A 12,273-nucleotide genomic window follows, 5' to 3' on the forward strand; every position below is an offset into this window, starting at 1 on the left:
GAGCGACGGCGAGGCCGGTGGCGAGTGCGGCCGCGGTGCGAAGCGGTCGGTGTGTGGATGTGTCAGACATGGTGCGGGACTCCTTCATGGGATGGGAACCGGCAAGGGGGTGAGTGAGGCATGGGCGGCGTACTGGGCCCGCAGGCCGTCGTCGAGACTGATCAGCGCGCGGTAGCCGAGGTCGCGCAGGGCGAGGGTGCCGTCCGCGCGGGTCTCGCGGACGTCGCCGCGCGGGGCGCGGGAGTACGTTCGCTCAAGGGGGCGGCCGACGACGTGCTCCATCCGGCCGATGACCTCCTCGAGGCTCACGGCCGAGCCCCCGCCGATGTTGTAGGCGTGCCCCGGTACGCCGTGCTCGGCAGCGGCGAGCGTGCCGCGCACCACATCATCGACGTAGGTGAACTCGCGCAGCTGCAGGCCGTCGCCGAGGACGGGGAGGGGTCGCTCGGCGAGCGCGGCGTCGAAGAACCGCGTGAACGCCATGTCCGGGCGCTGGCGGGGCCCGTACACGGTGAAGTAGCGCAGCCCGATCACCGGGACGTTGCGGGTGCGGTGGTAGACCTTCGCGATCTCCTCGGTGGCGTGCTTGCTCATCGCGTACGGCGAGATCGGCGCCAGCGGATCGTCCTCGCCGCTGGGGTAGCGCTCGGCGTTGCCGTACACCGAGGAGGACGACGCGTACACGAACGCCTGCACCGGGTTGCGTGACGCCTGCTCCAGCAGGCGCTGGGTCACCTGGATGTTGTTGCGCACGTACGTCTTGAAACCACCGCCGAAGCTCGGGCGCACACCCGGCTGGCCCGCCAGGTGGTAGACGATGTCGATCCCCTCCAGCAGGCCGATGACGCGCCGGACACCAAGGTCCAGTTCGCGGAAGGAAAAGCCGGGCAGCCCGGTGAGCTGCCCCAGGTTGCGCTCCTTGACGGCCCGCGGGTAGAACGGCGTGAAGCAGTCCACCCCGATCACCTGGTGGCCGTCGGCGAGCAGCTGCGCTGCCAGGTGCGAGCCGATGAAGCCCGCGCAACCGGTCACGAGCGCCGTGTACGGGGTCTGCGGCTCAAGTGCTTGTCGGGACATGATCCTCCTTGGTCAGCGTGCCCGCGAGCACTTGTTCGAAGACGTCGACGGCGCGCGCGAGCCCGTCCAGCGGGACCGGCGCGACGGGCGGGCGGGGACGGTCCAGCGCGGCCGTGATCGCTGCGCCCAGATGGTCCGCGCAGCCGGCGTCGGCAGTGACCGCCTGCGCAACACCCCAGGCGTGCAGCCGCGCCGCGCGAAGCGCCTGCTCCTGGCTGGGCCCGCGCCGCGGCACGATCACAGCCGGCAGGCGGAAGGACAGCAGGTCGCAGGTGGTGTTGTAGCCCGGCATGGCGACCAGGCAGTCGGCGAGCGCGACGTGGGCGCGCAGGTTGGGAATCACCCGGCGCACCGTGATGCCGGCGGCGGCGCCCATTGCGGCGAGGCGGTCGTGTTCGACGCCGTCCATGAGCGGTCCGGTCACCATCATCCAGGTGCCGCCGCGCCCGGGGCGCACGGCGGCGGCCGCGTGCACGAACGGCTCCAGCAGCAGTCCGCCGTCGGCGCCGCCGCCGCTGGTCGCGATGACGAACGGGCGCTCGAGCAGCGGCACGTCGATGTCGCTCTGTGCGCCCCGGCCTAGATAGCCGCAGTAGTGGGTGCGGTCGGCCAGTGCGCCGGTGAGTCCGTAGTCGGTGGCGAAGTCGGCGATCGAGCGGTCCCCGTAGACGCAGATCGCCGCGTAATAGCGGTGCAGCGCCTCGTAGGTGCCGTTGGCCTCCCACAGCTCACGGACAAAAGGCGGCTCGTCGATGACGTCGCGGAAGCCCGCCACGGCACGGCCGCCGCCGCGCTCGAGTTCGGCCAGAGCGCCGAGCAGCTCACCGTGGGGCCCGGCGGGCAGGAAGTCGGCGACGAGCAGGTCCGGACGGAACCGGCGCACCGTCTCCTCCAAAAGCTCCGCGCGCAGCGACATGATGTCGGCGTGGGCCAGTGGCAGGTCACGGGCGCGCCAGGTCCGGTAGCGGTCAACCATCGCCAGCGACGGCAGCTTGACGTAGTCGATCCCGGGCGGGTACTCGAACATGCCGGCAGCGTGCGATCCGGTCACCATCAGGATGGCGGTCTCCGGATGCCGGGCGTGGAAGGCGGTCGCGAGGTCCAGCTGGCGCTGCAGATGGCCCAGACCGACGCCGTTGTGGGAGTAGAAGAGGATCCGCTGGCCCGCGACGCCGCGCGGCTTGGCGCGGCGCTCGGGTGCCCCGGGGGGTCGCCGGCCGGCACCCTCGAACTCGGCCGCCAGGCTGCGGAAGCGCGAGGAGTCACGCAGCAGCGTGTCGTGATCGCCCTGCGCCACCACGCGGCCCGCGTCGAGCACGATGATCTGGTCGCAGTCGCGCACCAGGCGCAGGTCGTGCGTGACGAGCACGGTCGTGCGGCCGTGCATGAGCACCGTGAGCGCGTCGAAGACCTCCTGGCGGGTGACGGGGTCCAGCCCGCTGCTGGGCTCGTCGAGCAGCAGGACGGGGCATTCACGGACGAGTGCGCGGGCGATCGCCACGCGCTGGCGCTGCCCGCCGGAGAGCGAAGCGCCGCGCTCGCTGACGACGGTGTCGTAGCCCTCGGGCAGGCGCGAGGCGAACTCGTCCACCCCTGCCGCGGCCGCGGCCGCCGCGACCTCCTCGTCGCTGGCGTCGGGGTGCCCGTAACGGATGTTCTCGGCGATCGACAGCCCGAAGAGGACGGAGTCCTGCTCGACGAGAGCGACCTGCCGGCGCAGCGAGTGCAGCGTCACGTCGCGCACGTCATGGCCGTCGACGGTCACGCGGCCGGCCGTCGCGTCGAACAGCCGCGGGATCATCCGCAGGAGCGTCGACTTGCCGCTGCCGGTCGCGCCGACGATCGCGATCGAGCTCCCCGGCTGCACCTCGAGCGTGATCGACTCCAGGACCGGCTCGTCCGGGCGATAGGCGAAATGAACGTCATCGAAGGCGATGCGGCCGGTCAGCGGCGGCGCCTCGATCGCGCCGGGGAGGTCCTGCAGGTCGGGCTCGGTGTCCAGCAGGTCGAGGATGCGCTCGGCGGCCGACAGCGCCTTGGCGGAGCGCTGCACCGTCTTGGAGGCGCGGCGCAGCGGCCGGTAGGCGGCGCGCAGGTAGGAGATGAAGACGATCAGCTCCCCCGGCGTGAGCGCGCCGTGGATCGCGCGCAGCGTCCCGACCCAAAGAACCACGATCGTGCCCGCCGCCAGCGCAAGCTCGATGCTGCGGTTCATCTTCGCCTCCAGCCGGGCGCCCTTGATGCCCTGCTTGAGGCTGCGGCGGTTGAGATCGTGGTAGCGCTCCTGCTCACGCTCCTCCGCAGTGTGCAGCTGCACCACCGACATCCCGGCGAGCGCCTCGTGCATGATCGCCGCCGTCTGCCCCTCGCGGCGCCGCTGGCGCTTGGCGTTGACGCGGATGCGCCCGCCGTAGAAGCTCGAGATGATGATGACCAGTGGCATCACGACGCCCGCCGCGAGCGTGAGCACCGGGTCCACGAGCGTCATCACTACGAGCATCAGGATGATCAGCACGATGCCGGTGCTGAGGTTGACGATCGAGTCGATGAGGACGTCGCGCAGCAGCACGATGTCGGAGGTCAGCCGCATGAGCGTGTCGCCCGTGCTGCGGCTCTGGTGAAACGACAGCGGCAGCCGGTGCAGATGCCGGTACAGGCGCGTGCGGATGCCGTACACGATCTCCTGGGCGGCGCGCGAGAGCAGGTAGTCCTGCCACTGGTAGGCGACGCCGCGGATGACGGCGAGGACCGCGAGGATCAGCGCCGCCCCTCCCAGCAACGCCAGGGGGGTGGTACCGAAGACCGTGAACGGCCGGATCAGCCAGTTGTACTCGGTCGGGCGATGGAAGAGGACCTGGTCGAAGACGACCTTCAGCGGCCACGGCTCCGCGACCCGCGCGAGCGCGTAGATCACCGCGAACGCCGTGCCCGCACCCAGCGCCCCGCGGCGCTTGCGGATGTCGCGGCGGAAGCGGTGGATGACCATCCGCCCGCGGCCCGCACGGTCCTTCGGGGTGCTCGCGCCGGGGTTCACGCCGTCAGCCTCCTGCCGGCGGCGATCGTGGTCAGGACCTGGTGGGCGATCGCCGCCCACGAACGGTGCTGCAGGACGTGCGCGCGCGCGAGACGCCCGCGGGCGTGCGTCCCGGCGGGGTCCTGGGCGAGCGCGACGATCGCTTGCGTCAGGTTCACGGCGTCACCCGGTGCCACGAGCACACCGCGCTCCCCGTGGCCGAGCAGCTCCGGGAGCTCGCCCAGGGCGCTGGCCACCGGGCAGACCGCCGCCGCCATGTACTCCAGAACCTTCAGCGGCGAGAACCAGAAGTCGTCCAGTGCCAGGTAGGGGGCGGCGCCCACGTCCCAGGTGGCGATGCGCGCGCGCGTGGCCGCGTGGTCCAGAGCACCGAGGTGGCGCAGCTCGGCGGGCGCGACCGCCGCAGCGGTTACGGCGTCGGTCAGCGGGCCGTGCCCGATGACCTCCAGGACGAGTCCGGGGACGTTCTGCGCGGCGAGCGCACAGGCCTGCAGCAGGACCTCGACGCCGTGCCACGGCTTCAGGCTGCCCGCGAACCCGACAACGAGGGGGCCGGCGCCGGGGCCGGCTGAGACCGGGGCATCCCCGTCGACCCCGTTGGGCACCACGGCGACACGCGCGGGGTCCGCGCCGTGGGCGACGACGTGTGCGGCCAGTGGCGGCGAGACGACCATGACGTGGTCGGTGGCCGCGAGGATCTCGCGCTCCAGAGACTGCGCCTGCTCCGGATGCGGAAGCGTGCGGAAGCGCGTGGCCTCATCGCGTAGCGGCGCGTTGACCTCCAGGACGTGCGGAATGCCCAGGGCCCGGGCGGCGCGCACCCCGGCGGCCGAGAAGAGGGAGAAGCGCTCGTATATGGCGTCGACCCCGCCTGCGCGCGCGGCCGTCTGCACCGCGGCGGCCTGGTCGTCCACCGCCGCCTCCAGCGCCGCGAGCGTGAGCTTGCGAGGCAGGACGCCCGGGATGGCGACGAGGTCCACGTCCGCGGGCGGATCGGCGCCCTCCGGCTCGATCCGCGGGGCCGCCACGACGACGTGCGCGCCCGCCCGGGTGAGCGCGCGCGTCAGCTCACGGACGTGGATCGAGGCGCCCTTGAGACCCAGGACGGGGACGCCCGGATCGGCGTTCAGATACATCACGCGGGGGGTCATCCCGCCACGTCTCCCGCCACGATGCCAGCCGCCGCTAGGGCGGCGGACACCGACGGCAGATTGGCGGCGCGGTCAAAGCTCGCAGTCGCGCTCGTACGCGCTGCGGCGCCCAGGGCCGCCCGCAGGCCGGGGTCCGCCAGTGCGCGCTGCAGCGCGTCGGCCAGCGCGACGGGCTCGTCGGGCGCGACGAGCAGCCCGCTCTCGCCGTGCTGGACGGCTTCCTGAATCCCGGGGAGGGTCGTCGCCACGACCGGCAGCCCGCGGACCATCGCCTCGACGAGGACGTTCGGGAGCCCGTCGCGGTCCCCATCGGCCAACTGGCGGCAGGCGAGCGCGAAGACGTCCGCGCGGTCGTACTCGGCCCGCACCTCGGCGGCCTCCAGGGGGCCAAGAAAGGTCAGCACGTCATCCAGATGCAGCTCATGGACCAGACGCTGCAGGCCACCCCACGAGGGTCCGTCGCCCGCGATGCGTAGCCGGAAGCTCACGCTGCGGTCGCGCAGCAGCGCTGCCGCGCGCAGCAGCGTGTCGTAGCCCTTCTTCTCGACGAGGCGGCCCACGGCGAGCACGATGGGGACGTCGTTGGCCGGCTCCGGGCGCGCGGCGGGCGGGACCTCGACGCCGTGGTGGATGAGGTGCACCGGGGTGTGCGAGCCCGCGAGCGCCTGCAGGTGATCCCTCGACTCCTGCGTACACGCCAGAACCGCCTCGGCGCCGCGCACCTTCGCCCGCAGCTCCTTGACGGGGGTCAGCCAGACGTCCTTGGCGTGAGCCGACATGGCGTACGGGGTCCCGGCCAGCAGAGCGGCGAAGCGGCCAATGGTGGCGGGCTTGTGCGCGAAGTGGATGTAGACGGGGGGCGCACCCAGGCGCAGCATCCGGTGGGCCAGTAGGGCCGCCTGTTTGAAGCGCGCGCGAGAGAAGTCCGGCGACGCCACGATCTCGGCCACACCCGACAGGTACCGGTCGCGGCCGTGGAGCAGCAGGGCGGCGTGGGCGGCGCGCACGGCGATCGTCCGGGCCGGCTGGGCGTCGTCGAGGTAGTCCACGCGCGCCCGCAGATCCGCGACGAGGTCCTGCTCGATGATCTCCTCGGGATGACGCAGGGCGAAGATGTGTAGCTGCACGCCGCGGCGCTCGAGGTCCAGGAGCTCGTTCAGGACGAACGTCTCCGACAGGCGCGGGAAGCCGTTGAGGACGACGATCAGGTCGGGATCGGATGGAGCGCGCGCAGCAACAGGCATATCGAGATAACACCAGTGCATCGGCAAGATCACACCTCGGCATGAAACTTGCCGGGATCACGGAGGCGCAGGATCGCGGTGATCGACTGGCTGACGAGGTCCGGACCGGTCACCCCGGCCAGCACGGTGTCCGCGACCTCAGGGTGCTCACCGAGCAGGCTCCGGGCCAGAGAAGACGATTCCACGCTCCAGCTGACGAGGTCCCACGGCCCGCTGGCCAGCAGCGCGACCCGCCATGCGGCGATGCCGAGCCGGTTCAGCGACGTGACGAACTGCGCACGCCGAACGCCCCGCCGCGCGCCCGCGATCTGCAGCGCCGCGCGGGCGAAATCCTCGGGGGCCAGCCTCGCGTGTGCCCAGGGGATGTCGATCAGGCCGCCCGCGTGGCAGCCCTTGACCCAGAAGTACGGGTCGATGACGTGGTGGGCGATGCCGCCGGGCCGCACCACCCGGGTGAGCTCGCGCAGCGTCGCGTCCAACGGCTGCAGATGCTCCAGCGCCGCGCGTGACCACACCAGGTCGATGCTGTCGTCCGCCAGGCCGAGCGCGGCGGCATCGGCCGCGCGGACCTGAAGCGGGAGCTCGGCGAGGGCCGCCCGTGAGTTCAGAGCACTGCCGGCCGCGGCGAGCGCCGCGGTGACCAGCCGGTGCGCTCGCGTGCCGCGGTCACCGGGCGCCAGCAGTGCCGGGACCCGGTCGAGGGCGATCACCTCGCCCACGCGGTCCGCCGCCGCGATCACGCTCTCCAGGCCGGCACCGCAGCCGATGTCGAGCGCCCGCAGCGGGCCGGGCTGCCCGAGTGCGAGTCGCGCGTCGGCGATCCGGCGCCGGGCGGCGACGACGCGCCGCGTCGCCGCGAGGTCGTAGTCGGCCTGCGTCCACGCCGCCGTCGGGGTCCCGGAGGGCCGGCCGCGCAGCACGGCCTCGCGGAAACCCGGGACGATCGTCAGCTCGCGCCCGTCGGTGGTCGTGAAAGCGGGCATCCGGCGAGTCGACCACACCCGGCGCACGAGCACCAGTCCGGCGGGGGGCACAGTGGCCGCCGCCGCGGGACTCGGCCGCCCGCCGGGGCTACATTGAGCGGGTGCTGACCGCACCGCCCATTGCCCCGCGCCTGACCCCGGGGCTCGTGCGGCTGCTGGCGTTCGCCTGCGGCGCGACCGTAGGGGCCAAGGCTATCTTCCTTTCAGCTCCAGAGGTTCTCGGCCAGGGTGTCGACAACGGCGCTGAGGGTTGCATGGGCCGCGTTGCGGGCGAGGTCACAGGCGCGGTCGCCGGGCTGCAGGTCGGGGTTGAGCTGCCGACGCTGCGAGGCGCCCCCTGATTCCTCACCGCCAAGGTGTCAACGCCTCAACGGGGTCCGCGCCAGTACCGCGCACCGCGCGCTTCCTCACGCGGGAGCCGCACCTGCGGCGGTCGGGGTCGGTGCCGCCACGCGGCCGGCCTGGCGGGTAGCGGGCGGTGGGCCCTTGGGCGAGGCGGCGGGCGTCCCAGGGGGGCGCCCGCCGGGGCGGTCAGCCGACCGTCAGGACGATGATCTTGAACTCGTTGACTTTCAGCCCGAAGGTCACTGTTGTCTTCTTGGTCCCGACGGTGACGTTGAGCGTGTAGTAGGAGGACTTCGGCGCGGTCTGGTCGGTCGTTGAGAGGTTCTGGTTCTCATAGTGCTCCTGCGAGGCCAGGCAGCTGGTTGTGACGTTCGTCAGCGGCAGGTTTTTCAGGTTGATGTTCGGCGGTGAGGAGACGCCGTTGGCCTGCAGCTTGAGCATGTCCACCTTCGGGACCGGCGTGCCGGCCTTGTTCACCACGAGCACCCGGATGCCGCGGCCCACCGCTTCACCGCAGAGCGTGACGTCTTTCGTCACCGGCGGCTGGGTGTCGCCCGGGTCGAGGAAACTGTCCTCTGTGTGCAGCGTGCCGGTCTTCTTCCCGGCGCTCGTCGGCGTGAACGTCACCGGCTCGTCGAACGAGGCGCCGACCTGAACCCGCGTCGGCGGCGTCGTCGCGTTTGGCCCGGTGAAGTCCGGCGAGCTCGGGAACGTCACCTTGTCGACGATCAGCTCGGCGGCGCCGCTGTTTGTGAACTTCTCCGTCAGAGTGTTGCCGCAGAGCGTGCCGCACGCGGGCGTGAACACGGTGGGCCCGAAGATCAGCGGCGCGGTCGCCGCGTCAATCGCCGGGATGAGGCCGGTGCCGTCGAGGTCGACGGTAAGCGACGGGTGGGTGGGGTCGTCGGTCGTGATCGTCAGCGTCGCCGACCGGCCGCCGGCGATCGGCGGGTTGAAGCGCACCTGCAGGTCGAGGGCGTTGCCGGCACTGACGGTGTACGGCGTGGTTGGCGGCGACACGAGCGTGAAGTCGCCGGGGTTCGCCCCGGTGATCGCCAGGCCCGTGACGTTCAGATCGCAGCCCGAGCACGAGGACTGGTTGGAGATCGTCGTCGTCAGCGTCTTCGACGACGGCGTCGTGCGGTTGTCGACCGGCACCCCGCCGAACGCAAGGTGCGTCGTGCTGAGCGAGAACGTCGGCACCCCGACGTCCCCGGTCGCGCTGAGCGTCGTCGGGGACGACGGGTCGTTGCTCGCGATGCTGAACGTCGCGGTGTGTGTTCCCGGCCCGGCGTTCGCGGGCGGGGAGAACCGCACCGTGTACGTCACTTGGGAGCCGGGGGCGATCGACACCGGCGTGGACGGCCCAGTGACGATGCTGAACATGGCGTCACCGGTGATCGTGACGCTCGAGAGCTTCAGCGTTCCCTTGCCGACGTTCTGGACGATGACGTCCTTGTCCTTGGTCTGGCCACGGGCGACGACGCCGAAGTTCAGCGAGCCGCTCAGGGCGATCTGCCCGACCACGCCGGTGCCGCTCGCCGGCAGCTGGAGCACCGGGGTGGACGGGTCGTCGCTGTTGATCGAGAACGTCGCCGTCTTGTCGCCCGCGGAGGTCGGGGCGAACTGCAGCGTGTAGTCGATGTGCGAGCCGGGGGCGATCGTCACGGGCGTGGCCGGCCCCGAGAGGATCGAGAACTCGGCGCTGCCGGCCGACCGCGTGAACGAGTTCACGTGCAGGTCGGCCGACCCGACGTTGAAGAGCGTGCACTGCTTCGTCGTCGTCGCGCCCACGTCGGTGAAGCCGAACCCGAGGTCGCAGTTGACCTGCAGCTGCGGGCCGGCCGCGGTCGTGAGCTCGAACGCGCTGCGCCCGTAGGTGCCCGCACGCAGCAGCGACGGGGTGACGGACGAGTCGAGCTGCAGCGACGTGACGTTCACGTTCGGCATGCCGACGCCGAGGATCTGCCACGTGCCGCCGCCGTCACTGGTCCGCATAACGCCGAAGTCGGTCGACACGATGATCGCGTGCGGCGTGACCTGCGGGTCGATGACGACCGAGTAGAGCGGGGTGTCCGGCACCATTTGGTTCGCGACGCCGGCGGTCCCGCCGATGTCCGTCCACGTGCTGCCGCCGTCCGTCGTGCGGAACACGTGCCTCGAGAGGGCGCCCGCGGCGCTGCCGGAGTAGCCCGGGAAGACGACGACCGCCGTGTTCGTGTTCGACGGGTCGATCGCGATCGAGATCGGGGCGCCGGGAGCCCCGGGCACCGTGTGGTCGGTGAAGGTCGGCGTCGCCCCCTCGATGTCCGTGCTCACCGCGACCTTCCCGTTCGCCAAGGCCGCCCACATGACGTTCGAGTCGGTCGGGGTCGTGGCGAGGAAGGCCGGCGCCGCGGAGGTGCCGACGAAATTCCCGCCCGGGAAGTTCGCGCCGCCGTCGGTGCTGCGGAAGACGCCGTTGCCCTGGGCCTGCGGGCAGGGCACCGGGTTCCCGGACGCATCGGTCTTCAGCGTGCCGTTGTTGACCGGGACGAAGACCTTCTGGCCGTCGTTCGGGTCGACCGCCGCCGCGCCGGTGGTGGGCGTGCAGCTCAGGTCGGAGGAGCCGGGGCGGGTCCAGTTGTCGCCGCCGTCGCTCGTGCGGATGAACTGCCCGTTGGAGATGCCGAAAGCATTCTTCGGCTGCTGCCAGTCGACCGCGACGGGCCCGCCGTCGGCGTCGACGGCCTCGTGCCAGTCCGTCCCGGCGTCGCCGGGCCGGCGGGCCATCGTGCCGGTGTCCTGCGCGCCGCCGTAGCTGTAGGCGTTGTTCGCCGCCGAGCCGCGGCCGATGTCCATCGCACGGAAGAGGTTCGTCGCGATCTTCCCGTTGCGCTGCTTGTAAGAGCCGCCGATGTCGTCGGTGTAGTGCACCCCGCCATCGGTCCCGAGCCAGACGCGCGTGGACGGGTCGCCGGCAGTCCGGTGGGCAGGCGGACTGAAAACGAGCGCGTGGTGGTCCCAGTGGGTCTTGGTGTCGCTGATGTTCGTGAAGTTCGTCGCGCCGCCGTCGCCGGAGTGCCACAGCTGCTGGAAGCCGATGTAGACGCTGCCGGCGTCCACGGGATCAACACCGATGGTCTGGTCGTAGCCGCACTGGCACCCGTCGAGCTGACCGCCGGCATCGGCCTGCCCGGTGATGCTCGTCCAGTTCACGCCGCTGTCGGTGGACTTCCACATGCCGCCGAAGTTCGACGTGCCGCCGACGGCCTGGGTGTCGGCGTACATCGTGTGGCCGCTGTCGGTCGTGCTCTGCGCGAAGGACACGAAGGCGTAGCTGCCCGTCGGGCCGCCGGTCCCGTTGCCCCACAGGTTGCTTGCGGCGGAGAAGGTCACGCCGCCGTCGGTCGAGACGAAGATCCCCTGGCCAGACACCGCCGCGTACACGGTGCTCGGGTTCTGGGTGTCGAGATCGATGTCGGTGATGAACGCGCCCGTCGTGCCGCCGACGGGCACCTGCGTGAACGTGTCCCCCTGGTTCGTCGAGCGCCACAGGCCGCCGTTGGTGGCGACGAGCAGCGTGTTCGCGGCGGGCATCACGATCTGGTTGATGCCGATGCCGTTGAGCTTCGCGCTGTCTCCCGTGAGAGCCCAGGTGTCCCCGCCGTCGGACGAGCGGTAGACGCCGACGCCCTTGAAGTAGCCGTTGTTGTAGATGTTGCCAGTGCCCACGTAGACGGTCGACGGGTCGGCCGGGTCAAGCGCGATCGCGCCGGTGGACAGGCTCGGCATCTGGTCGGTGAGCGGCGCCCAGTTGTCGCCGCCGTCGGTCGTCTTCCACACGCCACCGTCGTTGAAGCCGGCGTAGACCGTCTTGTCGGTCGCGTTGCGCGGGTCGATGGCGATCGCGACCGCCTGCCCGGCGTCGGGGCCAGCGCCCTGGTAGTTCTGCTCCTTGTCGACGACGAGCGGGGCGGGGCCGATCTGGCTCCACTGCACGCCGACCACGCCGCCGCCGGAGGCGATGCTCGGCGAGACCCCGGGGGCGGTCGAGGTCGAGCCGCTGGGAATCGTCACGCTCGCATCGACACGCTGCCGCGCCCACTGCCGACTGGCCGCCCGATAGAGGTCCGCGCGAAGCTTGCCGCTCTTGTCGGCATGGAGCTTCTTCGCGATCTCGCGCTGCTCCTGCTTCTCGTGCTCCTGCGCCCTCGGCTCCCGGCCGGGCCCAGTGCGGGACTCCGAGCGCGCACGACCCGGTCCATCGGAGCCGCCAACCACCGACACCCCGCCGACGATCAGTGCGGCGAGCAGGCCAAGTGCGGCCAGCAGCTTCGGAAACCTCATGTGGCAGTCCCCCAACGGATTGGAAAAAGCACTCCCGATCGCGGCGCACAGAACCATCGCCTCCGCAATCCGCGCAGACGCCGTCCGTCATCCCTGGCCGCCGTCCGACA

Annotated in this window: 7 protein-coding genes; 1 reads left to right on the top strand and 6 read right to left on the bottom strand. The window is 71.4% G+C overall.

Annotated features, from left to right (window positions below; all coding sequences use genetic code 11):
• Window positions 1-84: 84 nt before the first annotated feature.
• The 5 genes from NBH00_RS12930 to NBH00_RS12950 are packed head-to-tail and all read right to left on the bottom strand — an operon-like array spanning window position 85 to window position 7,489.
• Window positions 85-1,077 carry an NAD-dependent epimerase/dehydratase family protein gene (locus NBH00_RS12930; RefSeq protein ID WP_254569008.1) on the bottom strand — a complete coding sequence of 331 codons (993 nt, stop codon included), beginning with the start codon at window positions 1,075-1,077 and terminating at the stop codon, window positions 85-87.
• Entirely contained in the window at window positions 1,058-4,111 is a 3,054-nt protein-coding gene (locus tag NBH00_RS12935) for an ABC transporter transmembrane domain-containing protein (protein ID WP_254569009.1), read from the bottom strand. The genes NBH00_RS12930 and NBH00_RS12935 overlap by 20 nt, the downstream gene beginning before the upstream one ends.
• Entirely contained in the window at window positions 4,108-5,262 is a 1,155-nt protein-coding gene (locus NBH00_RS12940) for a glycosyltransferase family 4 protein (protein WP_254569010.1), read from the bottom strand. Before NBH00_RS12940 ends, NBH00_RS12935 begins: the two co-directional genes overlap by 4 nt.
• Window positions 5,259-6,539, bottom strand: coding sequence for a glycosyltransferase (locus NBH00_RS12945; protein ID WP_254569011.1), 1,281 nt, complete (start codon window positions 6,537-6,539; stop codon window positions 5,259-5,261). The genes NBH00_RS12940 and NBH00_RS12945 overlap by 4 nt, the downstream gene beginning before the upstream one ends.
• A complete protein-coding gene (locus NBH00_RS12950; protein ID WP_254569012.1) occupies window positions 6,536-7,489 on the bottom strand; it encodes a class I SAM-dependent methyltransferase in 954 nt (317 codons plus the stop codon). The genes NBH00_RS12945 and NBH00_RS12950 overlap by 4 nt, the downstream gene beginning before the upstream one ends.
• Before the next feature lie 101 nt (window positions 7,490-7,590).
• Here NBH00_RS12950 and NBH00_RS12955 point away from each other — a divergent pair, with 101 nt between their 5' ends.
• Window positions 7,591-7,830: a hypothetical protein gene (locus NBH00_RS12955; protein ID WP_254569013.1), complete on the top strand. Its 240-nt coding sequence runs from the start codon at window positions 7,591-7,593 to the stop codon at window positions 7,828-7,830.
• A gap of 190 nt (window positions 7,831-8,020) precedes the next feature.
• Here the strand turns inward: NBH00_RS12955 and NBH00_RS12960 are convergent, their stop codons facing one another.
• The gene (locus tag NBH00_RS12960; RefSeq protein ID WP_254569014.1) at window positions 8,021-12,163 is read right to left on the bottom strand and encodes a choice-of-anchor D domain-containing protein; all 4,143 of its coding nucleotides are present in this window, start codon (window positions 12,161-12,163) and stop codon (window positions 8,021-8,023) included.
• Between the last annotated feature and the right edge of the window lie 110 nt (window positions 12,164-12,273).

This window comes from Paraconexibacter antarcticus (assembly GCF_024220175.1).
Lineage (GTDB): Bacteria > Actinomycetota > Thermoleophilia > Solirubrobacterales > Solirubrobacteraceae > Paraconexibacter > Paraconexibacter antarcticus.